Origin of the sequence: Nocardia sp. NPDC003269, assembly GCF_042888005.1 — a bacterium.
Lineage (GTDB): Bacteria > Actinomycetota > Actinomycetes > Mycobacteriales > Mycobacteriaceae > Nocardia.
Map to the genome: position 1 here is coordinate 410,485 of NZ_JBIAPA010000001.1, position 21,969 is coordinate 432,453.

At 70.3% G+C, this 21,969-nt stretch carries 26 protein-coding genes and 1 tRNA gene; 9 read left to right on the plus strand and 18 right to left on the minus strand.

What is annotated here, in order from left to right:
* Positions 1-212: 212 nt before the first annotated feature.
* On the minus strand, positions 213-1,079 hold the full coding sequence (locus tag ACFYWJ_RS01700) for a M23 family metallopeptidase (protein WP_355271200.1): 867 nt from the start codon (positions 1,077-1,079) through the stop codon (positions 213-215).
* Between the two features lie 266 nt (positions 1,080-1,345).
* On the opposite strand from ACFYWJ_RS01700, the gene ACFYWJ_RS01705 reads away from it, so the two are divergent.
* The gene (locus tag ACFYWJ_RS01705; protein ID WP_355271198.1) at positions 1,346-2,377 is read left to right on the plus strand and encodes a nitronate monooxygenase; all 1,032 of its coding nucleotides are present in this window, start codon (positions 1,346-1,348) and stop codon (positions 2,375-2,377) included.
* 85 nt (positions 2,378-2,462) lie between these two features.
* Positions 2,463-2,855, plus strand: coding sequence for an SCO5389 family protein (locus ACFYWJ_RS01710; protein ID WP_218720750.1), 393 nt, complete (start codon positions 2,463-2,465; stop codon positions 2,853-2,855).
* Positions 2,856-2,987: 132 nt separating this feature from the next.
* On the opposite strand, the gene ACFYWJ_RS01715 is transcribed toward ACFYWJ_RS01710, so the two are convergent.
* The 3 genes from ACFYWJ_RS01715 to ACFYWJ_RS01725 form a co-directional block, all read right to left on the minus strand.
* Positions 2,988-4,625: a long-chain fatty acid--CoA ligase gene (locus tag ACFYWJ_RS01715; RefSeq protein ID WP_355271196.1), complete on the minus strand. Its 1,638-nt coding sequence runs from the start codon at positions 4,623-4,625 to the stop codon at positions 2,988-2,990.
* A 119-nt stretch (positions 4,626-4,744) separates the two neighbouring features.
* Positions 4,745-5,128, minus strand: a complete 384-nt coding sequence (locus ACFYWJ_RS01720; RefSeq protein WP_355271195.1) for a metalloregulator ArsR/SmtB family transcription factor — start codon at positions 5,126-5,128, stop codon at positions 4,745-4,747.
* A gap of 19 nt (positions 5,129-5,147) precedes the next feature.
* A complete protein-coding gene (locus ACFYWJ_RS01725; protein WP_218720753.1) occupies positions 5,148-5,747 on the minus strand; it encodes a TetR/AcrR family transcriptional regulator in 600 nt (199 codons plus the stop codon).
* A 72-nt stretch (positions 5,748-5,819) separates the two neighbouring features.
* Here ACFYWJ_RS01725 and ACFYWJ_RS01730 point away from each other — a divergent pair, with 72 nt between their 5' ends.
* On the plus strand, positions 5,820-6,959 hold the full coding sequence (locus tag ACFYWJ_RS01730; protein ID WP_355271193.1) for an acyl-CoA dehydrogenase family protein: 1,140 nt from the start codon (positions 5,820-5,822) through the stop codon (positions 6,957-6,959).
* A gap of 99 nt (positions 6,960-7,058) precedes the next feature.
* A complete protein-coding gene (locus ACFYWJ_RS01735) occupies positions 7,059-7,856 on the plus strand; it encodes a DUF1542 domain-containing protein (protein ID WP_355271191.1) in 798 nt (265 codons plus the stop codon).
* Here the strand turns inward: ACFYWJ_RS01735 and ACFYWJ_RS01740 are convergent.
* Both ACFYWJ_RS01740 and ACFYWJ_RS01745 read right to left on the minus strand, forming a co-directional pair.
* Entirely contained in the window at positions 7,770-8,888 is a 1,119-nt protein-coding gene (locus ACFYWJ_RS01740) for a hypothetical protein (protein ID WP_355271190.1), read from the minus strand. The two genes, ACFYWJ_RS01735 and ACFYWJ_RS01740, sit on opposite strands and share 87 nt — an antisense overlap.
* 58 nt (positions 8,889-8,946) lie before the next feature.
* Positions 8,947-9,576, minus strand: a complete 630-nt coding sequence (locus ACFYWJ_RS01745; RefSeq protein ID WP_355271188.1) for a hypothetical protein — start codon at positions 9,574-9,576, stop codon at positions 8,947-8,949.
* A gap of 257 nt (positions 9,577-9,833) precedes the next feature.
* On the opposite strand from ACFYWJ_RS01745, the gene ACFYWJ_RS01750 reads away from it, so the two are divergent.
* Entirely contained in the window at positions 9,834-10,310 is a 477-nt protein-coding gene (locus ACFYWJ_RS01750; protein WP_355271187.1) for a hypothetical protein, read from the plus strand.
* A gap of 85 nt (positions 10,311-10,395) precedes the next feature.
* Positions 10,396-10,468: transfer RNA gene (locus ACFYWJ_RS01755), tRNA-Arg, on the plus strand.
* 45 nt (positions 10,469-10,513) lie between these two features.
* Here the strand turns inward: ACFYWJ_RS01755 and ACFYWJ_RS01760 are convergent.
* From ACFYWJ_RS01760 to ACFYWJ_RS01770, 3 genes are all read right to left on the minus strand, one after another.
* Positions 10,514-10,996 carry a DUF4126 domain-containing protein gene (locus ACFYWJ_RS01760; RefSeq protein WP_355271185.1) on the minus strand — a complete coding sequence of 161 codons (483 nt, stop codon included), beginning with the start codon at positions 10,994-10,996 and terminating at the stop codon, positions 10,514-10,516.
* A gap of 102 nt (positions 10,997-11,098) precedes the next feature.
* Positions 11,099-11,452 carry a DoxX family protein gene (locus ACFYWJ_RS01765; RefSeq protein ID WP_355271183.1) on the minus strand — a complete coding sequence of 118 codons (354 nt, stop codon included), beginning with the start codon at positions 11,450-11,452 and terminating at the stop codon, positions 11,099-11,101.
* Positions 11,453-11,507: 55 nt separating this feature from the next.
* The gene (locus tag ACFYWJ_RS01770) at positions 11,508-12,287 is read right to left on the minus strand and encodes a TetR/AcrR family transcriptional regulator (RefSeq protein WP_355271181.1); all 780 of its coding nucleotides are present in this window, start codon (positions 12,285-12,287) and stop codon (positions 11,508-11,510) included.
* Between the two features lie 224 nt (positions 12,288-12,511).
* Between ACFYWJ_RS01770 and ACFYWJ_RS01775 the strand changes: the two genes are divergently transcribed.
* A complete protein-coding gene (locus ACFYWJ_RS01775; RefSeq protein WP_355271180.1) occupies positions 12,512-13,831 on the plus strand; it encodes a cytochrome P450 in 1,320 nt (439 codons plus the stop codon).
* Positions 13,832-13,840: 9 nt separating this feature from the next.
* On the opposite strand, the gene ACFYWJ_RS01780 is transcribed toward ACFYWJ_RS01775, so the two are convergent.
* The 4 genes from ACFYWJ_RS01780 to ACFYWJ_RS01795 form a co-directional block, all read right to left on the minus strand.
* Positions 13,841-14,434 carry a hypothetical protein gene (locus tag ACFYWJ_RS01780; protein WP_355271179.1) on the minus strand — a complete coding sequence of 198 codons (594 nt, stop codon included), beginning with the start codon at positions 14,432-14,434 and terminating at the stop codon, positions 13,841-13,843.
* Positions 14,435-14,480: 46 nt separating this feature from the next.
* Positions 14,481-14,927, minus strand: a complete 447-nt coding sequence (locus tag ACFYWJ_RS01785; protein ID WP_355271178.1) for a DUF1801 domain-containing protein — start codon at positions 14,925-14,927, stop codon at positions 14,481-14,483.
* Positions 14,928-14,946: 19 nt separating this feature from the next.
* The gene (locus ACFYWJ_RS01790; RefSeq protein ID WP_355271177.1) at positions 14,947-15,213 is read right to left on the minus strand and encodes a hypothetical protein; all 267 of its coding nucleotides are present in this window, start codon (positions 15,211-15,213) and stop codon (positions 14,947-14,949) included.
* A gap of 145 nt (positions 15,214-15,358) precedes the next feature.
* On the minus strand, positions 15,359-15,799 hold the full coding sequence (locus ACFYWJ_RS01795; RefSeq protein WP_355271176.1) for a DUF6194 family protein: 441 nt from the start codon (positions 15,797-15,799) through the stop codon (positions 15,359-15,361).
* A 61-nt stretch (positions 15,800-15,860) separates the two neighbouring features.
* Here ACFYWJ_RS01795 and ACFYWJ_RS01800 point away from each other — a divergent pair, with 61 nt between their 5' ends.
* A complete protein-coding gene (locus tag ACFYWJ_RS01800; RefSeq protein ID WP_355271175.1) occupies positions 15,861-16,559 on the plus strand; it encodes a MerR family transcriptional regulator in 699 nt (232 codons plus the stop codon).
* Here ACFYWJ_RS01800 and ACFYWJ_RS01805 read toward each other — a convergent pair whose 3' ends face one another.
* The 4 genes from ACFYWJ_RS01805 to ACFYWJ_RS01820 form a co-directional block, all read right to left on the minus strand.
* The gene (locus tag ACFYWJ_RS01805; RefSeq protein ID WP_355271730.1) at positions 16,560-17,063 is read right to left on the minus strand and encodes a PPOX class F420-dependent oxidoreductase; all 504 of its coding nucleotides are present in this window, start codon (positions 17,061-17,063) and stop codon (positions 16,560-16,562) included.
* Between the two features lie 90 nt (positions 17,064-17,153).
* Complete coding sequence (locus tag ACFYWJ_RS01810; RefSeq protein WP_355271174.1) at positions 17,154-17,945, minus strand: SDR family oxidoreductase; 792 nt, start codon at positions 17,943-17,945, stop codon at positions 17,154-17,156.
* A 138-nt stretch (positions 17,946-18,083) separates the two neighbouring features.
* On the minus strand, positions 18,084-19,775 hold the full coding sequence (locus ACFYWJ_RS01815) for a SulP family inorganic anion transporter (protein WP_355271172.1): 1,692 nt from the start codon (positions 19,773-19,775) through the stop codon (positions 18,084-18,086).
* 1 nt (position 19,776) lies between these two features.
* Entirely contained in the window at positions 19,777-20,436 is a 660-nt protein-coding gene (locus ACFYWJ_RS01820; RefSeq protein WP_355271171.1) for a GAP family protein, read from the minus strand.
* A gap of 122 nt (positions 20,437-20,558) precedes the next feature.
* On the opposite strand from ACFYWJ_RS01820, the gene ACFYWJ_RS01825 reads away from it, so the two are divergent.
* A complete protein-coding gene (locus ACFYWJ_RS01825) occupies positions 20,559-21,020 on the plus strand; it encodes a hypothetical protein (RefSeq protein WP_355271170.1) in 462 nt (153 codons plus the stop codon).
* On the opposite strand, the gene ACFYWJ_RS01830 is transcribed toward ACFYWJ_RS01825, so the two are convergent.
* Entirely contained in the window at positions 21,021-21,896 is an 876-nt protein-coding gene (locus ACFYWJ_RS01830; protein ID WP_355271169.1) for an NAD(P)-binding domain-containing protein, read from the minus strand.
* Positions 21,897-21,969 lie beyond the last annotated feature (73 nt).

The following is a 21,969-nucleotide window of genomic DNA, read 5'->3' on the forward strand; positions in this document are numbered from 1 at the left end:
GCCCCGTGCAGATCGAGCCATCATATCGAGCGACCACAGACCGGCCGAACGTCGTGCCGACAGCCCCCGATTACGGGGCCCCCGGTTCCACGGGCCCTGAGGAGTATCGGCCCGTCGATCAGGCGTGTTGCCGGATCACACAGCAAAGTGACGGGGCTCATACTGAACCACCGTCACTCGGCTTTCGCGGAGAAGTCCGCGACTCGAAGAACTCAGTGCGCGGACGGGCCCCACTCGAGCGGCACACCCTTGGCGGCGAGGTAGGGAATGGGGTCCATCTTGCCGCCACCCTGATCCCAGATCTCCAGGTGCAGGTGCGGGCCGGTGGACTGGCCGCGGTTGCCGACGGTCGCGATGACATCGCCCGCGTTGACCCGCTGACCCTGGGTCACCAGCATCTCGTTGACGTGGCCGTAGACGGCGGTGGTTCCGTCGTCCTGGAGCACGCGGACCCACAGGCCGAAGCCGGAGGCCGGGCCCGCCTCGATGACGGTGCCGCTGGACACGGAGTGGATCGGGGCGCCGATCGAGTCGGCGAAGTCGACGCCGTAGTGCATGGCGCCCCAGCGGGCGCCGAAGCCGGAGCTGATCGGACCCGCGACCGGACGGGCGGCCTGCGGCGGCGCGACCTGGTGCTGGATGCCCTGGATGATGTCCTCGACCTGGGCCAGCGGGCCCGCGATCTCGGGCGGCAGGTTGCCGATGCCGAACGGGGCGGCGACCGGGGCCGCGATCGGCGCGGCGACGGCGTCGACCTGCGCGGGCGCCTCGGCGGGCGCGGTGACCTGCTTGGCGGCGACGAAGTTCACGTCGGCGGCCTGGCGAGCGGAATCGGGGACGACGGATTCCTCGACGTCGTCGTTGTGCGTCGGTAGCAGCGGGGCCGCGTAGGAGATCGCCGGAGCGATCGAGGCGGCGGTGCCGACGATGGCGCCCGCGGCGACCGCGGCGCTGGCGGCGACCCGCATCCGGTCGGAACGCGACGGTTCTGCGCGGTGCCGGCTCGGGCGCCCGGCGCCTCCGTCACCCAGCAGGGCCTTGACGGAGATGGATTCGGGGCCCATACGGTGCTGCGACAAAGTCTCGTCCTAGCGTCCGACAACAAGGAAACGAAACCGGCTTGCGACCGGCCCGGAATCCGCCTGAGCGGTTCCCGCCACCTCACCGTGTGTAACGGTTCGGCATCCGTTGTGACGGGAACTCTACCCCGTCGTGATCATTCCGCAACCTTCTGTATCGAACTCGCTGGTGGGAGGCCCATCGCACAGTAACGATCCCGTTGCCGAGCGGGTCACACGCGCCCATGCGGACGCCGCACCCGGCGCCGACCGGACAGACTCGGGACATGGTGATCGAGAGCTTGCGTGTCCCCATCGTCGCCGCGCCCATGGCGGGCGGCCCGTCCACCCCGGAGCTGGTGGTCGCCGTCTCGAACGCGGGCGGGTTCGGCCAGCTGGCCGCCGGCTACCTCGCGCCAGCGGCGATGGCCGACCAGATCGCGGCGACCAGAGCCGCGACCGCCGCGCCCTTCGGCATGAATCTGTTCGCGCCGGGCCCGGTCGCCGAGCCGGCGACCTACGCGGCCTACCTGGCCGAACTCGGCGAGGAGTACCCGCTCGGCACGCCCAAGCACGACACCGACGGCTGGGCCGAGAAGATCGACCTGCTGGTCGCCGACCCGGTCGCGGTGGTGTCGACGACCTTCGGCTGCCCCACCGCCGTCGAGGTCGACCGGTTGCACGCGGTCGGCACCGAGGTCTGGGTGACGGTCACCTCCCCCGCCGAGGCGGCGATCGCCATCGACGCGGGCGCCGACGCGCTCATCGCCCAGGGCGCCGAGGCGGGCGGGCACCGCGCGAGCTTCCTCGACGATCCCGCCGACGACCAGATCGACCCGCTGAGCCTGCTGGCCCTGCTCCAATTGCTCACCGCGAGCACCGACCGCCCGATCATCGCCGCGGGCGGCATCGCCACCGGCGCGGGCCTGGCCGCGGTGCTCGCCGCGGGCGCGGCGGCCGGGCAGCTGGGCACCGCACTGCTGCGCTGCGCCGAGGCGGGCACCAACGCCACGCACAGCGGCGCGATCGGGTCGCCGGAACCGACGATGCTCACCCGCGCCTTCACCGGACGACGTGCGCGCGGAATCCGCAACCGTTTTCTTCGGGAGCACACCGCGACCGCCCCCGCCGCCTACCCCGAAATTCATTACGCCACCGCACCGTTGCGGGCCGCCGGACGGGCCGCGGGCAACACCGACGATGTGAATCTGTGGGCGGGGCAAACGCATTCACTGGCGACCGAGCTATCGGCAGGCGAACTGATCGCGGACCTGGCCGCCGACGCGAAAAGCGCACTACGGAAAGCACTTTCAGAATGAATCCAGGGTTATTGACAACGGATTTCGTTTAGACTCGAAGGGGCATCGCATCCCGCCGACCACCACCAAGCAGGAGGAGAGCGCCATGTCCCTCGATGTTCCCGCAGCATTGCTCGAGCGCGCCGAACAGGGCGATATCGACGACGCCGAATTCGTCGAATGCGTCCGCACATCACTGCCCTACGCCTGGGAAGTGGTGAGCCGGGTAGCCGGCGACCTGCGGGCGGGCGACGCGGAATTCGCCGACAACGTGGTGCCGCCGCCGGACGAGGTCGCGCGCGGCCAGCTGCTGCGCGCCCTGGCCTCCGACGCGATCCGCGGCGGGCTGGAACGGCACTTCGGCGTGAAACTCGCCTTCCAGAACTGCCATCGGGTCGCGGCGTTCCCGCTCTCGGCGGTCGGCGGCGAGACCTACAGCCGCTACATCAGCCCGCGCGCCCAGCTCCTCAACCAGAGCCCGGAACTCCGGAACTGTTGAGCACCAGCGTTTCTGTCGACAACTGAATATCGACAACTGCATCGCACAACAGGATCCGACAACAGAACAAACAACTGAACAGAAACGGCGGGCGTGGAAGCGATTCCACGCCCGCCGTTGTTCGTCCGGGGATCAGCCCACGGTCGTCACGTCCAGCTCGCCCTCGGCGTACTGCGCGCGCAGCCGCTTCTTGTCGAACTTGCCGACGCTGGTCTTGGGCACCTCGGCGATGAAGGTCCAGCGCTCCGGCAGCTGCCACTTGGCGAACTTGTCGGCCAGGAAGTCGCGCAGTTCGACGGCCTCGGCGGCGGCGCCGTCGGCCAGCACGATCGCGACCAGCGGGCGCTCGTCCCACTTCTCGTCCGGCACACCGATGACGGCGGCCTCGGCGACGGCCGGGTGGCCCATCACCGCGTTCTCCAGGTCCACCGAGGAGATCCACTCGCCACCGGACTTGATGACGTCCTTGGAGCGGTCGACCAGGGTGAGGTAGCCGTCGGGGCTGATCTTGCCGACGTCGCCGGTGCGCAGCCAGCCGTCGTCGAACTTGTCCGGGTCGATCTCCGCACCGGTCGGCGAGTAGTAGGAGCCGGTGATCCACGCGCCGCGGACCTCGAGCTCGCCGAGCGACTCACCGTCGTTCGGGACGACCTTGCCGTCGTCACCGACGAGCCGGGCCTCGACATTGGCCGGGAAGCGGCCCTGGGTGTAGCGGTAGGCCCAGGCCTCGTCGCCGTCGACACCGGCGGGCGCGTGCGCGACGCTGCCCAGCGGGGAGGTCTCGGTCATGCCCCACGCGTGCAGGATGCGCACGCCGTGCTTCTCCTCGAACGCGCGCATCATGGCGGGCGGCACCGCGGAGCCACCGACGACGGCGGTGCGCAGGTGCGAGATGTCCTGCGGCTGCGCGGCCAGGCCGGCCAGCACGCCGCCCCAGATGGTCGGCACGGCGGCGGCGAAGGTCGGCTTCTCGGCCGCCATCATCTCCAGCAGCGGGCCCGGCTGCAGGAAGCGGTCCGGCATCAGGATGTTCGCGCCCGACATCAGCGCCGCGTACGGCAGGCCCCACGCGTTGGCGTGGAACAGCGGCACGATCGCGAGCACGTAGTCCGAGCCCTGGAAACCCATGCCGTTGGGCTGATTCACCTGCATGGCGTGCAGCCAGTTGGAGCGGTGCGAGTAGACGACGCCCTTCGGGTCGCCGGTGGTGCCGGAGGTGTAGCACATGGCGGCGGCGGACCGCTCGTCCACGACCGGGAAGTCGAATTCGGCGGGCTGGCTGTCGAGTAGCTCGCGGTAGGAGTGCACCTGCACGCCCTCGGGCGCGGTCAGCGCGGCCGCGTCACCGTTGACGACGATCACGTGCTGGACGGTCTTCAGGTTCGGCAGGTACTGCGCGAACAGCGGCACCAGGGTGCCGTCGACGAGGACGACCTTGTCCTCGGCGTGGTTGGCGACGAAGACCAGCTGCTCCGGGAACAGGCGGATGTTGAGCGCGTGCAGCACCGAGCCCATCGCGGGCACCGCGATGTAGGCCACCATGTGCTCGTTGTTGTTCCACATGAAGGTGCCGACGCGGTCACCCTCTTCGACGCCGAGACCACGCAGCGCGTTGGCCAGCCGCGCGGCGTCCGCGCCGAGCTCGCGGAAGGTCATGGTGCGCACACCGTCGCCGGTCCAGGTGGACACGGTCGAATTGCCCTGGAAGGTGGCGGCATAGTTGAGCAGTTTGGCCAGCGACAGCTGGTCGTCCTGCATGGTGCTCAGCATCGAAAACTCCTTCGGTCCCGCCGCGGCATGAGCCACGTCACAAGCGGATGCTACCGAAGGGAGAGCGGGCGGCAACCGTTTCCCGGCGTAACTTTTCCTGGTGAACGGCGTGTTCAGCGTCAGCCCTCTTGCGCCCGGTGCGGCGGCTGCGCGTCGGGTCCGCGATGGTGCGCCGGCACGCCCGGACCCGCGTGCTCGGCGTTGTACACCGCGTCGAGGACCAGTTGGCGGACATGATCGTTCTCCAGGCTGTAGAAGATCGTGGTGCCCTCGCGCCGGGTCCGCACCAGCCTGGCCATCCGCAACTTGGCCAGATGCTGCGACACCGACGGCCCCGGCTTACCGACCGCGGTCGCCAGTTCGTTCACCGACAATTCACCGTCCGCCAGCGCCCACAGCACCTGGACCCGGGTCGGGTCGGCCAGCATCCGGAAGACCTCGACGACGAGTCCCACCTGGTCGTCGGCCAGCGGCGCGCGGCCCGGTCCGCCGTCTGCGTTCATACGCAGATGGTAGGCCCGCTCAGCGCAGGGCGAGGTCGGCCAGCGCGGTCCAGTCGGCCAGCACCTGCTTGCGCCGGACCCGGTCGCGCCCGACCATCTCGTCGAGGGTGGCGCCGCGGACCAGGTTGATGGTGAGCCAGAAGGTGCTCTCCAGCCGCTCGCGGGTGATCGCCGGGTCGATCAGCCCGGCGCAGCGGTCGAGCAGCTCGACGGTCAGCTCGTGCTGGACCCGCAGCATCTCGCGGCGCAGCGGCGGGTCGTTGGCGATGCCGACGTAGAGCTCGACGGCGGCGCGACCGAGCTGCCCGGCGAACGTCGCGGTGACCAGTTCGACCAGCACCGCGCCCGCAGCGCTGTCGCCGGGCAGGGCTTTCGCCTTGCGCTGCATGGCCTCCCGCTGCCGCTCGGTGAGATGACCGATGGTCTGCGCGAACAGCTCGCTCCTGGTGTGGAACTGGTGCAGCTGCGCGCCCCGGGTGACCCCGGCCCTGGCGGTGATGTCGGCGATCGAGGCGCCCGCATAGCCGACCTCGGCCAGGCTCTCGATCGCGGCATCGAGCAGCAGCGTCCGCGTTCGCAGACTCTTCTCCTGATGCTTGTTCGGTGGCAGCTCGGGCATCGACCCAGTATAGGGGGTGAAAATTCCATGCTGCCTTGCACGCAATTCAATGCTGGACGTACTGTGTCGAGCATGGCTGTTGACCGGATGCTGCCCACCGACGAAGCGCGCGAGCTGATCGAGCTGACCCGCGACATCGCCGACAAGGTGCTCGAGCCGCGTGTCGCCGAGAGCGAGAAGACCGGCGTCTTCCCCGACGGCGTCTTCCCCGCCCTCGGCGCGGCCGGGCTGCTGAGCCTGCCGTACCCGGAGGAGTTCGGCGGCGGCGCGCAGCCCTACGAGGTGTACCTGCAGGTGCTCGAGGAATTGGCGAGCCGCTGGGCCGCCGTCGCGGTCGCGGTGAGTGTGCACGGCCTGTCCTGCCACCCGCTGTTCACCTACGGCACCGACGAGCAGAAGCAGCGGTGGCTCGCGGGCATGCTCTCCGGCGAAACCATCGGCGCCTACAGCCTGTCCGAGGCGCACGCGGGCTCCGACGCGGCCGCCCTGCGCTGTCGCGCCACCCCGGTCGACGGCGGCTACCGGCTCACCGGCACCAAGGCGTGGATCACCAACGGCGGCCGCGCCGACTTCTACACCCTGTTCGCCCGCACCGGCGAGGGCTCGCGCGGCATCTCCTGCTTCCTGGTCCCCGCCGACACCGCGGGCCTGAGCTTCGGCAAGCCCGAGGAGAAGATGGGCCTGCGCGGCATCCCCACCACCACCGCCGCCTACGACGACGCCTTCCTGCCCGCCGAACGCCGCGTCGGCGACGAAGGCCAGGGCCTGTCGATCGCCTTCAGCGCCCTGGACGCGGGCCGCCTCGGCATCGCCGCCGTGGCGACCGGCGTCGCCCAGCGCGCGCTCGACGAGGCCGTCGCCTACGCCAAGGAGCGAGAGGCGTTCGGCCGCAAGATCATCGACCACCAGGGCCTCGGCTTCGTGCTCGCCGACATGGCGGCCGCCGTCGACACCGCCCGCGCCACCTACCTCGACGCGGCCCGGCGCCGCGACGCCGGTCTCCCGTACTCGCGCCAGGCCAGCGTCGCCAAGCTGGTCGCCACCGACGCCGCGATGAAGGTGACCACCGACGCGGTCCAGGTCTTCGGCGGCTACGGCTACACCCAGGACTTCCCGGTGGAGCGCTACATGCGCGAGGCCAAGGTCATGCAGATCTTCGAGGGCACCAACCAGATCCAGCGGCTGGTGATCGCCCGCCATCTCGCGGGGTGAGCTACCCCGCAACGCGCTGATCAAGCAGCCTCAGCCCGATCCGGCAACCGGCCAGTAAACTGGACGGCGTCTCGAGACCTCGGGCGAAAGAGGTGCGCGATGCTGTGGTGGTTGATCGTGATCGTCATCGTGTGCGTGGTGGCACTGCTGTATCTGCGCGCCGAGCAGAACAAGCGGAACGCGCGCGAACTCGACGAAGCGCAGGCCGACGCGCGTGTGACGATCGAACGGCTCGGCGGCCAGGTGTACCAGCTGTCGCCGCGCAACGAAGCGGCCCGGCAGGCGCTGGCCGACGCCTCCGAACGCTACAACGCGGCGGGCGGGCAGATGGACAGGGCGAACTCGCCCGCCCAGGCCCGCCTGGCCAAGCAGACGGCGATGGAAGGGCTGTACTACATCCGGGCTGCGCGCACCGCGATGAATATGGACCCGGGCCCGCCGGTACCGGCCCTCGATGGTCAGGACATCGCGGGACAGGTCGACGAGCTACGGGTCGTCGAGCACAACGGCCGCCGCATCGCGGCCTCCCCCGCCCCGTCCCAGGGCACGCCGAACTACTACCCCGGCGGGCGGGTGGCCGGTCGGCCGGTCCCCGCGGGGTGGTATTCGGAGCCGTGGTGGAAGCCCGCGCTGATCGCCGGCGCCTGGGGCGCCGGTTCGGCACTGCTGTTCACGACATTGTTCGCCGGGATGTCCGGAGTCGGCTACGACGCCCAGGCCTTCGAGGACGGCACCGGCGAGGCGGCGCTCGACCAGGATGCCGGTCAGGGCGAGGTCGGCCAGGATCCGGGGTACGACCCGGGTCAGGATTCAGGTGGGTGGGGCGGCTCCGAGGGTTTCGACGGTGGTGGATACGACAGCGGCGGGTTCGACGGCGGCGGACTCGACTCGTTCTGAACCAGCCGGTGGTCCTGGACCGGCTCTGGCGCCGCCGAGATAGCCGGGGCCATGGTGGGTGAAGGGTGTCTCGCGGTGGTTAGGCGGGTTGAGGTCGTCCGGGGCTCGGCCTTCGGCCCAGCTCACGTGATGCCGGTGCCGACCGTCCGCGCGACCGACCGCCCGTTCGACCCGGAGACCGGGGAACAGCCGGTGGACCCCGACGACCAAGTCACCTCGATCCGCCCAGGGCGCACCGCGCACAGATAGACCGACCTGCGCCGGAATCTTCCAGAGTCCGCCTGGGCCGAGGTCGATCGCATCAACGCCGACCTGGCCTCGCTCGATCCCGCCGAACCCGATCCGGCCAGAGTCGATCGCGCCGAGGCAGACCGGTCCGCCGGCCCCGATCGGCTGCCCTGCACCTGCCCCGGCCGCCGACTCCACAGCAACGCCCTCGGCCACCCCCGCAGGTCCAGCCCCGACCGTCGACTCGGCAGGAGCACCCTCGATCGTCGGCTCAGCGGAATCGCCCCCGGCAGGCGGGTCGGCAGGCTCGGTTCTCGCACGGGGTCGGGGCGGACCGTCCTCGGATGCCGGTTCGGCATAGCCATGTCCGGGACCACTCTCGGTCGACGGCTCGGGCGGCTGGACTTCAGCCGCGGGCTCGGATGAATCGACGCCGGGAGCGGGCTGATCAGGGTCGGCCTGGTGCGGTAATGCGATGCCGAATGTGTTGAGCAGCGACAGGATCGGCTCGATGGGTGATGGGCTCGCCGGGAGGATCCGGTCCAGCGCAGGGCTGGTGACGGCCAACGGCGTTCCGGGTTCCGAGGGCGGAATACCTTCCGCTGTCGCGTCTTCCGTGCGTCCGAGATCCGGAGCGATGGGCACGATCGCGTCGACGATCGGCGGCGACAAGGACGGACCGAACGCGGTGACCAGCGGAATGGTCGGAGTGTGATCGTCGGCGGCGGCCACGCCGGCCACCGACAGGGCGGCGAACAGCATGCCAGCCAGCAGCCCGCCACGGAGGAAACCGGCTGCGCGCATCACACACTCCTTCCTTTCTCGTCAGGACTGGTTCTTTCGGGCTATCGACAGACCACGCTCAGCTGGGCGTCCGGCACTCGGTCAACTCCCCCGCGTCCCGCCGCACCTGCTTGGACGCGGGTAGCCGCTGGGCGACGACCCGGATGCGCGGGTTCTCGTTCTCGATCTGCTGCGCCGAGGCCGCGAGCAGGTCCCTGGCGACGCCGCGCAGCCGGTCGGTATCGGCGAGGTCGGCGCCACCCATCTCCCCCGCCCGCACCCGGTCCGCCTGTCCGAGCCGATCGAAGAGCCCGACCAATTCGCCCTGCGCGGAACGCCATTCGTCGGGGAACAGATCCGGAATCGGCAAGCGGTGCGCGGTGTCGCGCGCGCCGTCGGCCGCGGCGGCCCGGCCACCGAGGATCATCGCGGCCACGTCGCGGTACTGCGCCGGGGTGAGCGTCCCGGCGTCGCGGTCGGCGGCTTTCAGGTCGGCGCGATATCGCGTCTGCAAAGCACAGACGGACCGGTAGAACGCGAGCATCGTCGATTGCGTCGCCGCGCTCGCGCCCTCGATCTCCTCCGTCCGCGCCGCGGCCGCCCGATCCGCCTGCGCCGACGGCGAATCCGCATCGACCAGCCCACCGTCGACCGCGCACCCGGCCAGCCCGACGCACACCGCCGCGGCCAGCACGAGCGCCCTCACCACCTGCGCACGTCGAGCACCGTCTTCGACACGAACAACCCCGGCGGCACGGCGCGCCTCAACACGCCGTGCCGCCGTAAGCGGAACCCCACAACCATGACCACGTACTCCTCTAGCGAAGGCAGAAAGTCATTGCGTGCACGAATGCCCGGCCGGCCGGGCGGAAACCACCGGGAACGCTAGAACACCGAAACCCCACCTCAGGGGCCCACACCCGTTTCAGATCAGCGTGTCGCCAGGATCCCCACCAGGATGGGTAGATGTTCTTCGAAGACCTCAGCGAGTACACCTACGACGACGAGGATTCGTTCATCGATATCGAGTCCGGCTACAAGGCCGCCTGGTTCCGCCCGACCTACACCCGCCTGAACGTCGGCTGGCTGGCGGCAGGCCACCCGTATCCGACCGGAACGGTCCCCCACAAGTTCGTCGAGAAACTACACGCCGTGCAGCGGGTCCAGATGATGAACTACTGCCTCGGCCTGCACGCCTGCGACCTGTGCCCGGCAGCCGAGGCCCCGGAGCACTCCGGCGAGGTCCGCATCCCCGGCGCCCCGGGCACCGCCTACGCCGCCCCATCCATGATCCGGCACTACATCACCACCCACGCCTACCGCCCACCCCAGTCCTTCATCGACGCCGTCCTAGCCATCGACCTCACCACCTGGCCCACCGCCCGCTGGCCCGACCTCCCCTTCCCCTGGATCCCCGACAACGCCGAACGCCAGCTCGACTAGCCATCCCCAGCTTTGCTTCCCCGTACCCCCCGCACGCTATACTCGGCACGGTCGAACCGGGCCCAACCCGACCCCGACCAACCCCGCCTTCGTAGCTCAGGGGATAGAGCACCGCTCTCCTAAAGCGGGTGTCGCAGGTTCGAATCCTGCCGAGGGCACAACCTGCGCAGAATTTTCCACAGTTCAACCGGTCGGCCGACGGCCTAGAGGTTCATGGTCAGTGCCACGATGGCGAAACCGCCGCCGACGGCCAGGATGTCTTCGGCCAAGGCGACCGGGAAGTCGCGGCCGCCGGTTCGCTCGACCAGGAGTCGTCGTGCGCGGAATCCGGCCAGGGTGCCGATGACCGCGCCGATCACGCCGCAGATCAGCGCGACGAAGGTGTCGTTCCAGCCGGCACCGATGACGGCGCCGGCGAACGCGCCGGTGGCGATCCGGGCCAGGAATTGTGGGGGCACCGTGCGGGGTGGGGTCGACGGGAGTTGATCGGTGATCAACTCGAGCACCAGCAGGATGGTCAGCACGGTCACGGTGATCCAGTGCGCGGTCCAGTCGGCCCAGGTGCCCGCCACCGGTAGCCAGCCCAGCCAGGCGCCCCAGGCCACCACCGCGGGCGCGGTCATCGCCCGCAGACCCGCGACCACACCGATGAGCAGGGCGAACAGCAATACCAGCGCGTGTGTCACGGAGCCTCCGTCCCGTTGGCGCGATACCGAACGTGTCATCGATTCCTGCTTGAAAGATACCCGCCCGACCGTGCCGAACTCAGCTCCCGCTGCGGCGCTGGGTCAGCCGAGGCGGTAGGCCAGGGTCGCCGCGAGGGTGACGACGGTCAGTGTCAGGAAGGCGGAGACGGGGCCCAGCGCGTAGTCGCGGACGCGGAGGTGGGCGATGACGGCGCCGAGGAAGTACAGGACCAGGCAGGTCGAGGCGGCGATGCCGAGGACCGGAAAGGTGAGGCCGGCGAGCAGGCCGAGGGCGCCCGCGCCGAGGAGGGTGCCCATGACGGGAATCCAGGACTGGGGCACCTGGACCACCTTCGCCGCGGCGACCGGGATGGGGTGGCGGGCATAGTTCATCCAGCATCCGACGGCGGCGGCGCTCGCGGTGAGCAGCGTGCAGACGAGGTAGGCGGCGAACATAGGACCTCTCCTTCGGTGGTGCGAAAACGGTTCGGCCGGAGAAGCACTCGGCGGGCTACGGCGCGCCGACCGCGCGGACGAACGCCTCGGCGAGTTCCTTGGCGATCGGCTCGAAGTCGGCCGCGGACAGCGGCTGACGATTCACGATGTGGGCCATGTTGAACAGCACGATCGGGCCAGCGAACAGGCTCAGCAGCACCGACGGTGACAGGGGCCGGATCCGGCCGGACTCCAGGAACGGGCGCAGCCACGCTTCGAGCGCGGCGGCCGAGCGGGGCGCGTAACTGGACCGGAGGTAGTCGGCCATCGGACCGTCGGGGCGCGACAGCATCTCGGCGATCAGGGCGATCACCACCGGTGGGTCGCCGAACACCGATTCCATGATCCGGCGATAGCGGGCCAGCGCCCCGGAAGCCAGGTTCGCGGCCGGCTCGGCCAGCGCCCGCTCGATCTCCGGTAGCGGGCTGTACCGGTCGGCGACCGCGAGCAACAGCGCTTCCCGACCGCCGATCTGCCCGTAGATCGCCTGCACGGTGCAGCCGGCCTCGGCGGCGACATCGTCCAGGCTCACCGGGCCGACACCACGTTCCGCGTACAGCCGCGCCGCGGCCGCGATCGCCCGGTCGGCGGCGGTGCTCCGCCGACTCGCCTCGCCCATCCCCCGCGCTCGCAGCGCATCCTCCAGTGCGCCCCGGCTACCGATCCGCCGGATGAGCGTCGACCGCGAAACGCCCGCCGCCGTGGCGATCTCCGCAAGGGTGAGGTCCGCGACGGGGCGGTCCAGCCGCCCGGCTTCCCGGACCGCGCGCTCGGCGATCTCGTCCAGCGTGGTCATGACACTGACCCTATAACTTGAGTGAACCTAAAGTCCAGTGTCATACCCCGGGGTGCTCGCGGCGAAGCAAACGGTGCGGGGGATTACCCAGCGTGGAAGACTGCTGAACATGCGATGTTCGGCATCGGTGGCGCTGAAAGCGGTTGAGACCGTGCGGGTTCGACCGGGTACCGCGGGCGTCGATACGTCGCGTTGCGAGTTCTTTGCGATGGATCGAGGGTTTGATGAACGTAGGGCATGCGGTCAGATGGGCGGCTGAGCACGGGTTGCCGCGGCTGGGGCTGATGGCGCTGCACCGCAAGGGTGACACGTTCGCGCAGTTGCTCAGCGGCGACGAGGGACGCAACGATCCGTACACGCTGATCGATCAGCTGCGCGGGGAGGGCGGGGTGCAGACCGTCAAGACCGGATACGCCGTCTTCGAGCACGGGCTGTGCAAGGAGATCCTGCGGGACCGGCGCTTCGGCGTGCGGACCCCGATCGATCCGATGCTGCCGGGGCCGATCCGCCGCTACGTCGAGTCGATCGAGTTGCCGCCCAATCCGATCGAAGCGCCGTCGATGTTCATGATGGACCCGCCCGAGCACAGCAGGCTGCGCAAGCCGGTCGCCTCGGCGTTCACTCCGCGCGCGGTCGCCCGGCTGGGTGACCGGGTCCGTGAGGTCACCACCGAATTGCTCGATTCGATGGCGGCCACGGGATCGGCCGAGCTGATCAGCGAATTCGCCGCGCAGGTCCCGGTGGCCGTGATCGGCGAGATGCTCGGATTCCCGGACTCCGACCGCGAGATGTTCCTGGCCTGGGGCGAAGTGGTCACGCCGCTGCTCGACGTCGGCATCTCCTGGGAGACGCACCAGCGCGCGATGTCGGCGACGGCGGCGATGAAGACCTACCTCGCCGACCACATCGAGAAGGTGCGCCGCGACCCCGGCGACGACATCTTCAGCACCCTGGTGACCTCGGGCGAGCTGAACACCACCGAGCTGATGGCCAGCGCGAACGTGCTGATGGGCGCGGGTTTCGAGACCACGATGAACCTGCTCGGCAACGCGATCCCGCTGCTGCTTGCCCATCCCGACCAGCTCGAGCTCCTGCGCGCCGAGCCGCAGCACTGGCCCAACGCGATCGAGGAGATCCTGCGGTTCGAGCCGCCGGTGCAGCTCACTGCGCGCCGGGTGCTGGAACCCGTCGAATTGGGCGGCGCGCCACTGCAGCCAGGCAAGTCGGTCATCATGTCGCTGGCGGGCGCCAACCGCGACCCCGCGAAGTTCGAGGATCCGCATCGCTTCGACGTCACCCGCGCCAACGCCAAGGAGCACCTGGCCTTCGGCAGCGGCGTGCACGCCTGCATCGGCGCGAGCCTGGCCAGGCTGGAAGGCATCAACGCGCTGCCCGCCCTGTTCGAGCGCTTCCCCGACCTGCGGCTCGACGGTGAACCGCACCGTCGCGGGCTGTCGACGCTGCACGGTTTCGATCGCATGCCCGCGCTGCTGAGCCAGGCGGCGGAGGTGGTGCCCGCCGCCACCGCCGCGTCCGAGGACTGAGCGCCCGCCTCAGAACTTTCCGGTGTGGTGCCCGATTCGATGACCGAGTCGGGCACCCAGCTCGGCGACGAACTCGTCGCTGAGCGGCGGCCAGCCCCAGAAGTCGAAAGCGAGCGCGCCGAGGGCGAAGTCGTCGGCCCACTCCCACTCGGTGACGGGACTCGCGGTGCCGCAGGAAGCGCAGGTCGCCGCGCCGGAGCCGGTGTCGCGCCAGGCGTCGATCGCGTCGGCGAACGGCTGCCAGACCGCCTCGTCCGCCTCCCACTGCTGCGGGTAGTCGATGATCACGGTGGTGGCCCGGCAGCGCGGACAGTCGGTGGCGGAGGGTTCGATGGCGCCCTGCCCCGGGAAGTGCGGATGCCTGCCGACGATGACGGCGACCGGGCCCGGCGTCCAGTCCGCGCCCCAATCCTGGGTGATCCGCGACCATTCGGGGCCCGGCCGATAGCCTTCGTCGACCTGGAGGCTGTACATCGCGTCCCGCGAGGTCTCGCGCAGCAGCCAGCCGCGCGCCACCATCCAGTCGACCGTCCGCGCCGCCAGCGCGCCCGCGTCGGCCGCGGTGACGTCGATGTCGATGATGCGTTCGAAGAAGTCACCCACACCGGCATCGTGCCATCGGGCGCCGACAACAACCCCGATACCGAGGTCAGCGCACCGCCTTGCGCACCAGTTCGGCGATGCGGGCTTCGTCGGCGGGGGTGAGGGCGGTGAGACCGAAGGCGGTGGGCCACATGGTGCCGTCGTCGATGGTGGCGGTGTCGCTGAAACCCAGGGTCGCGTAGCGGGTCTTGAACTTGGCCGCCGACTGGAAGAAGCACACGACCTTGCCGTCCTTGGCCCAGGCGGGCTGGCCGTACCAGGTCTTGGGGGTGAGTTCGGGGGCCTCGGTCATGACGATCTCGTGGATGCGGGTGGCGATCGAGCGGTCCGGTTCGGGCATCTCGGCGACTTTGGCGAGCAGGTCCGCCTCGCCGTCGGCCTTCGACGTCTTGCCCCGCCGGGCCGCGGTCTTCAGCTCCTGGGCGTGTTCCTTCATCGCGGCGCGTTCCTCGGCGGAGAACGCGGCGGCGCTGCGAGACTTCGAGGTAGCCATGGACATTCCTCCTAGTCGATCAGCGACGGCGGCTCGCCGTCACGAACAGGGCGATACCGGCCGCGAGCGCGAGGACGATCGCGACCGTCAGCAGGATGAGCGGTGTCGTCGCGGCGCCGGCGCCGGGCGCGCCGCTGCGGTGGATCAGCAGGGCCGCGACGAGCGGGCCGATCATCGCCAGGCTCGCGGCGGTCAGCAGGAGACCGACGGTCGTCAGTTCGACCGAGCTGAACGACCACTTGCCGCCCCGAGAGCCGGTGTGTAGCAAACGATGCTCGACAGTCATGCCATCCCCCTTCGGGAACCCACTCGGAAGTGCATCTGAACCGCGCACCAACGGTACCGCGCCGAACCGCCGAACCGGGTGAGGCGAGCCTCGGTCACCTACCGTCGATGTTGACACCGATTCTCGGTGACGAACAGGATCGTTCTCATCGTGTCCGCCGCTCGACCCGGTGCCGTGCCCGGCCGTGGGCGGTGCGCAGGAGGTCCCGGACGGCGGCGTCGGTGCGCGCGCCGGGGTTCACGACGGCGAGCCAGTTGGCGGCGGCGTAGACCGGGTGGGCGATCAGGGTGTCCTCGGTGGCGGCGTCCACCTGGGGATTCGCCCACTCGCCGAACGCTTCCCGGCCCGCGGAGATATTGAGCCGGAAGGTGCCGGGACGGTCCAGGCGCGAGTCACGGTCGTCCGGGTAGTCCTTGGTCACGATGGTGGCGAAGGGCTGGGTGGTGGTCGGGACGACGCCGTCGGGGGCGTAGTAGAAGAAGGAGTCGCCCCAGCTGATCTCGGGCCATTCGCCGCCGGGGCCGGGCGCGAGGTGCAGGACACCGCCGAGGCCGGTCACGTATTCGATGATCTCGTCTATCGTCATGGTTCGAGCGTCTCATTGAAGTGCATGTGTGGACTTTTTCGCCGATGACGAGGAGTTTCCGGTGACAAACCTCAACTCGCCGGTCGGCCGCACGATCGATGTGGCCCGGCGGGCTGGGTACTCGGTCCAGCAGGTGCGCAATCTCGAACGCGACGGCGTGCTGCCGCCCGCCGACCGTTCGCCGGGCGGGCACCGGAGCTATCGCGAGATTCATGTGCGGTCGGCGCTGGCCTACCGCGCGCTAGCGGCGGGGGTCGGTCCGGTCGAGGCCAAACGGATCGTCCGTACGGTGCACACCGGGGACCGGGCGGAGGTGCTGGCGCTGCTCGATGCCGCGCACGCCGGGCTGCACACCGAACGCGTCGAGCTGGCGCTGGCGAGGGAGGCCGCCGAAGCCATTGCGGCGGAGCCGATCACCGAGGTGCGCGGTTCGGACGCGATGAGCGTCACCGAGCTCGCCGCGGCGCTCGGGCTGCGGACCTCGACCCTGCGGCATTGGGACGCCGAGGGATTGGTGGTGCCCGATCGCGCGGCGGCGGGCCGCCACTACTCCCCCGCGCAGGTGCGCGACGCGCGGATCGTCCATCAGCTGCGGCGGGCGGGTTACCGGATCGCGCAGGTGCGCGCGGTCATGCCGGAGTTCCGGCGGCATTCGGGACAGGTGCGGGCGGCGCTGGCCGCCAGGGACGCGGCGATCACCGCGCGTTCGCTCGCGCTGCTCGACGGCGCGGCGGCGCTGCGCGCGCTGCTCGCCGAGTGATCAGGGCGCGTCGGCGGTGCTGCCGGACAGCGGCATGGCGGGCAGGCCGAGCTTGCGGTGGTCCCAGGACCGCACGCGGGTCGGCTCGACCCGCACGACCACCCGGTTGTTCATCATGGCCTCGACGAACGGCCGGACCTCGGGGCTGTACGGACCGACGTAGCGCTCGTAGATGTCGATGCCCGCCTTCCAGTACTCCTCGTCCTCGGTGTCCTCGATCAGGTGCGCGGTGCCCTCGATCGAGACCCCGCGCAGCTGGTCGTAGGTGTCACCGGCCTCGGCCATGCAGGTGATGGTGGGATCGCGGCGCAGGTTGACCGCCTTCTGCGACTTCGACTTGGTCTCGAAGTAGAGGACGCCGTCGATGTGCCCGAACCACATGGCCGTCAGATGCGGCTTGCCGTCGGCATTCAGCGTGGCCAGCGTGAGCACCCGGCTCCGGTCGAGAAACGCCGCGATCTCGTCCGCGCTCATCTGCACCACGGCCCGCTGCTTGATCCCCACCACATCCACCTTTCCGGCCACAACCATTCCCGCCGACCATACCGAGCCGCCCGCCACCCCGAACCCGAACCGGGAACACCGCCGGGCCGGTCACCGTTTGGCGCGGTGCGCCTCGGCCAGTGCCGCCGCGATCTTGTCGGCGCCCGCGCGCCGCTGCACCCGCGCGGACAATCCGGGCGCGATGGCGGCCAGGAGGGCGCCGACGCGCACCTGCGGCGAGGCCACGTCGATCTCGCCGACGTTGCGCTCGACCGCGCGTCGCACCGCGGCCGCCACCTGGGCGGGCGTGGAGGTGCCGGTGCCGAACGCGGCGGGAACGCCCGCGTCGGCGAACATGCCCGCGTCGCGGACGAAGCCGGGGAACACCGTCGAGACGCCGACACCGTGCGGCGCGAGGTCCTGGCGCAGCGCCTGGGCGAAGCCGCGCAACCCGAACTTGGTGGCGTTGTAGAGCGAGGCTTGGGGTGAGGCGAGCTTGCCCGCGATGGAGGAGATGAACACCAGGTGCCCATGCCCCTGGGCGATGAGGGATTCGGCGAGCAGGCGGGCGGTGAGGATCGGGGCGCGCAGATTCACGTCGAGTGCGCGGTCGATCTCCTCGATGGAGTAGTCGGTGAGCAGTCCGCTGGCGGGCACGGCCGCGTTCGCGACGACGATGTCGACCGGGCCCGCCGCGGCGAGCAGCGCCGCCACGCCGTCGCGGTCGGCCAGATCGGCGGGCACGGCGCGCGCGCCGGTCTGCTCGGCCAGCGGGGCGAGCACGTCGACGCGGCGGCCGGTGAGCAACAGCTCGGCGCCGCGTTCGGCGAAGGCGTGGGCGATGGCGTGCCCGATGCCGCCGGTGGCGCCCGTGATCAGAACTCGTGAACGTTCGATCTTCATCGGCTGTACCGTCCCCTGTCGCAGCGGTGCTCGGAACGCGGCTGTTGTCCCGTGTCTGGGAGCACGGTAGCGAGCCGACCGGGTCGAACACATCCGCGCGCGGTCGGATCTGTGGCTCCTACCCCGGTAGTGGTTCTGCTAGCCCACCGGTGGGTGTTCGGGGAGGTCGGCGGCCGCGGCGGCGACCGTCGGGTAGACGCCGATCGGGGTGTCGCCCGCCTCGGCCGAGCCGAGGACCTCGCCGAACTGGGCCACCGAGCGGGCGATGCGGAAGTCGATGCGCCGGTGGGCCAGGGCATTGCGCAGGTCGAGCAGCATCGCGGTGGCGGTGACGTCGAGGGCGGGTGAGGTCTCGGCGTCGAGCACCACCAGGCGGGTGGCGTCGGTGCACAGGGCCTCGATCCGCGACCGGACGTAGTCGGCGTTGGCGAAGAACAGGCCGGACTCGACGCGCACCACCAGCAGATCGGGGCGCGGGGTCAGGTCGGGGTGGCGGACCGTATCCACCCACAGCGAGCCCTTTTTCGCGAGCGCGGCGACGTGCGGCTGCGAGGCGCGGTAGACCAGCAGCAGCACCGAGACGCCGATGCCGATGAGCAGGCCGGGCAGGGTGTCGAACAGCAGCACACCGAACATGGCGGCGAGGGCGGCGAGGAAGTCGGCGCGCGCGGCCTTGCCGTAGATGCTGCCGAGCAGCTGGGTCCAGACCCGGTACAGGCGGCGCAGGGCCGCGATGTCGACGAGCTCGATGACCGCGGCGATGACCACCGCGGCCAGCGTCGCCTCGGGCAGCTTCTCGAACAGCCCGGTGAGGAACAGCAGGGTGAGCACCGTCAGCACGGCCACGATGAGCCCGCTGGCCTGAGTTTTCGCGCCGGCCCCACCGTTGACGGCGGTCTTGGACAGACTCCCGTTGACCACCATGCCCGAGCCGAGCCCGGACCCGAGATTGGCCGCGCCGAGGCCGAGCAGCTCGCGGTTCGCGTCGATCGAGTAGCCCGCCTTGGCCGCATAGGTTTTCGCCGCGCCGAGCCCTTCGGCGAAACCGATCAGCAGCACGCCGACGGCGGGACCGAGCAGGTCGAGGTAGTCGTCGAAGCCGACGCCGGACGGCAGCCCGATCGACGGCAGGCCCGCGTCGATGTGACCGACGATGTCGACGCCCTTGTCGTCGAGGTCGAACAGCCGCACCGCGAGGATGCCGAGCAGCACGGCCAGCAGCGAGCCGGGCACCAGGGGCAGCCAGCGCTTCAGGCCGAGCACGACCGCCAGGCTCAGCAGGCCGATCAGCAGTGTGCGCCACTGGGTGTCACCGAGGTGGCCGAGCACGCCCCAGGCCTGTTCGAAGAAGTCGCCGTCGTGCTTGTCGATGCCGAGCAGCTTGGGCACCTGGCCGATGATGATGGTCAGGGCCAGCCCGACGATGAAACCCTTGAGCACCGGCTCGGAGATGAACGCGGCGATGAACCCCAACCGGATCAACCCGGCCAGCAGGCCGACGATGCCGGTGGCGATGGCCAGCGCCGTCGACAGCGCCAGGTAGCGACCGGCGTCGGCGCCGGCCAGCGGGGTGATGATCGCGGCCGACAGCGCCGCCGTCGCCGACATCGGGCCGACGACGAGATGCCGCGAACTCCCGGCCAGGGCGTACAGGACCAGCGCGGGCACCGCCGCGTAGAGGCCGATGACCGGCGGCACCCCGGCGATCGAGGCATAGGCGAGGGCTTCGGGGACCAGCACCGCCCAGACGGTGAGCCCGGCGATGACGTCGGGCCGCAGCCACGACCGCTGATAGCCGTGCAGCGATTCGAAGATCGGCAGCCGGCGCACCTCAGAGACCGCCGATACCCTTGCCGACCACGACAGCGCCCATCACCAGCAGCACGATCGCCATCACCGCGTGGTTGTTGGCTTGCAGCCACTGCCTGGCGCTGTCGAGGGTGGGGCCGAGCCTGTCGGCGGCCAGCGCGTAGCCGAGCACCACCGCGAGCACCGTGGTCGAGGCGAGCACGGTGAACACCACGATCGCGACGAGGTCGCCGCCCGCGCTCAGCCCCGCCGAACCGATGACGACGCCCGCGGACAGGCACAGCAGCAGGTTCTTCGGATTCACCGCCGACAGCAGCGCGCCGAGTCCGGCCGCCTTGACCACGGTGAGGGTGTCGATCGCCTGCATCCAGGCGGGCACCGCGGTGTCCGATCGCGCGTGCCACTGTTCGGCCGCGAGGACCAGAAGCAGCACGCCCAGCACGATTTTCAGCCAGGACGCCACGGCCGAGGGTTCTTTCTCGCCCGAATCGCCCAGAGCCCCGGCGAGCAGCGTCACCACGGCGGTCACGATCAGGATCCCGCCGACCCAGCCCGCCGCGAATCCTCGCGCCGCGCCGCCCGCGTTCTTGGACAGGATCATGAGGATGGCCGCGACGATAGGGATCGGCGAGATCGCCACACCCACGGCCAGCGGAAGCAGATCACCGATGACTGAGCCCATCCGGTCACGGTAGGTCGGGCCGAGACCAGGACGCGTCACACATTGTGGGTGAGATCGGCGTTTAACGCTGATCGTGAGCACGGCGAAACACCGTGTATACGAGAGACGAGGGAGGACGTTTCATGTCGTATCGATCCACACTCATCGCACTGTCCGGTGTCGCGCTCGGGGTCTGCGCCGCCGCCGGGCCCGCCGCCGCGCAATCGGGCCTCGACGACTACACGCCGGTCGACCGATTCGACTACCAGGTCGGCGAACCCGAGTACGCGGGGACGGTCTTCTTCACCACGCCCGACGGGCGGCACTGCGCCATCTACTGGAACAACGGTCCGGCCGGTTGCGACGCGGTGTCGATGGACGCGCCGGCGGGCACCGATCAGCTGCGGGTCGGGATCCTCGAGGCCGCGCACTTCGTCGATGCCGACCGGCCGATCTTCACCCACCCCGCCGCGAAGGTACTGCCGGAGGGGCATCGGATCAGCCTGGAGAACACCACCTGCGGGATCGGGTATCAGGGGACGGTCAGCTGCGAGGTCGGCGAGCACGGCTTCACGCTGTCGGCCGTGTACAGCGTGCTGCGCTGATCAGCCCGCGAGCAGGTCGTAGAGGGCGGTGATGCTCTGGTCGCCGCGGCCCGCGTCGACGGCGCGGCGGAGCAGTTCGTGCATGGGTGCGTGCCAGGACAGGTCGACGCCGGTTTCGGCGGCCAGCTGCGGGTCGTCGACGAGGGCGGTGTGGAACAGGTCGACGCTCGCGCCGAGGCGGGTGTAGTCCTTGTTGTCGATCTCCTCGGCCAGGACCGGCAGCAGCGACTCGATCATCTGCAACCACTTCACCGAGTACGGCACCATCGTGCGCGCGGGCAGTCCGCGCGAGGCCAGCACCGCGGCGCCCTCGGCGAAGCCGAGCAGCGCGGGCAGCAGGGTGGCGCCGACCGCGGCTTCGTAGAGCGCGGCGAGATCCGGTTCGGCGCCGAGGAAGTCGAGCTCGCCGCCGAGCACGCGCAGGGTGGCGGCATGGGTGTCGAACACCGCGCGGTCGCCGCCGAAGTACAGCAGCGTGTCGCGCAGGCCGACCGCCGCGGGCACGTTCTTGATCGCGCCGCCGAGGAACCGGGCGCCCGCCGCGCGCGCCCACTGCGCGAATTCCCGGGCCTGGGCGGGTGTTCCGCTGTTGAGCGTGATGATGTCGCGGCCCGCGAGCGACGCGGAGGCGAGCGACATGCTCGCGCGGGTGGCGGCGAAGGTCGTCAGGGCGCTGATGGTCACCGAGCCCGCCGCGATCGCGTCGGCGATGTCGCGATGGGCGGTCGCGCCGACGGCGACCAGGGTCGTCGTACGCTCCGGGCTGCGGTTCCACACGTGCGTCGGGTGCCCGGCGGCGAGGAGGGCCTGGGCGAGCGCGCCGCCCATCGAGCCCGTGCCGAGCACTGTCACCGGCGGTTTGTCGGTTGCGGTCATCTGCGACTCCGATCCACTGCGCGGCGCCCGGTGTGGGCCGCGGTGTTCCGAGTGTCGGCGCGGGCCGCGCGGG

Excerpts from the sequence above, each read along its gene's own strand:
- ACFYWJ_RS01765 (WP_355271183.1), bottom strand. The coding sequence starts at position 11,452 with ATGTTCGCCGCCTACCTCGTCTGCACGCTGCTCACCGCGAGCGCCGCC.
- ACFYWJ_RS01730 (WP_355271193.1), top strand. The coding sequence starts at position 5,820 with ATGGCTGTTGACCGGATGCTGCCCACCGACGAAGCGCGCGAGCTGATC.
- ACFYWJ_RS01750 (WP_355271187.1), top strand. The coding sequence starts at position 9,834 with ATGTTCTTCGAAGACCTCAGCGAGTACACCTACGACGACGAGGATTCG.
- ACFYWJ_RS01705 (WP_355271198.1), top strand. The coding sequence starts at position 1,346 with ATGGTGATCGAGAGCTTGCGTGTCCCCATCGTCGCCGCGCCCATGGCG.
- ACFYWJ_RS01810 (WP_355271174.1), bottom strand. The coding sequence starts at position 17,945 with ATGAAGATCGAACGTTCACGAGTTCTGATCACGGGCGCCACCGGCGGC.
- ACFYWJ_RS01790 (WP_355271177.1), bottom strand. The coding sequence starts at position 15,213 with ATGACTGTCGAGCATCGTTTGCTACACACCGGCTCTCGGGGCGGCAAG.
- ACFYWJ_RS01785 (WP_355271178.1), bottom strand. The coding sequence starts at position 14,927 with ATGGCTACCTCGAAGTCTCGCAGCGCCGCCGCGTTCTCCGCCGAGGAA.
- ACFYWJ_RS01830 (WP_355271169.1), bottom strand. The coding sequence starts at position 21,896 with ATGACCGCAACCGACAAACCGCCGGTGACAGTGCTCGGCACGGGCTCG.
- ACFYWJ_RS01715 (WP_355271196.1), bottom strand. The coding sequence starts at position 4,625 with ATGCTGAGCACCATGCAGGACGACCAGCTGTCGCTGGCCAAACTGCTC.
- ACFYWJ_RS01825 (WP_355271170.1), top strand. The coding sequence starts at position 20,559 with ATGTCGTATCGATCCACACTCATCGCACTGTCCGGTGTCGCGCTCGGG.
- ACFYWJ_RS01820 (WP_355271171.1), bottom strand. The coding sequence starts at position 20,436 with ATGGGCTCAGTCATCGGTGATCTGCTTCCGCTGGCCGTGGGTGTGGCG.
- ACFYWJ_RS01795 (WP_355271176.1), bottom strand. The coding sequence starts at position 15,799 with ATGACGATAGACGAGATCATCGAATACGTGACCGGCCTCGGCGGTGTC.
- ACFYWJ_RS01770 (WP_355271181.1), bottom strand. The coding sequence starts at position 12,287 with ATGACCACGCTGGACGAGATCGCCGAGCGCGCGGTCCGGGAAGCCGGG.
- ACFYWJ_RS01775 (WP_355271180.1), top strand. The coding sequence starts at position 12,512 with ATGAACGTAGGGCATGCGGTCAGATGGGCGGCTGAGCACGGGTTGCCG.
- ACFYWJ_RS01740 (WP_355271190.1), bottom strand. The coding sequence starts at position 8,888 with ATGCGCGCAGCCGGTTTCCTCCGTGGCGGGCTGCTGGCTGGCATGCTG.
- ACFYWJ_RS01710 (WP_218720750.1), top strand. The coding sequence starts at position 2,463 with ATGTCCCTCGATGTTCCCGCAGCATTGCTCGAGCGCGCCGAACAGGGC.
- ACFYWJ_RS01725 (WP_218720753.1), bottom strand. The coding sequence starts at position 5,747 with ATGCCCGAGCTGCCACCGAACAAGCATCAGGAGAAGAGTCTGCGAACG.
- ACFYWJ_RS01735 (WP_355271191.1), top strand. The coding sequence starts at position 7,059 with ATGCTGTGGTGGTTGATCGTGATCGTCATCGTGTGCGTGGTGGCACTG.
- ACFYWJ_RS01720 (WP_355271195.1), bottom strand. The coding sequence starts at position 5,128 with ATGAACGCAGACGGCGGACCGGGCCGCGCGCCGCTGGCCGACGACCAG.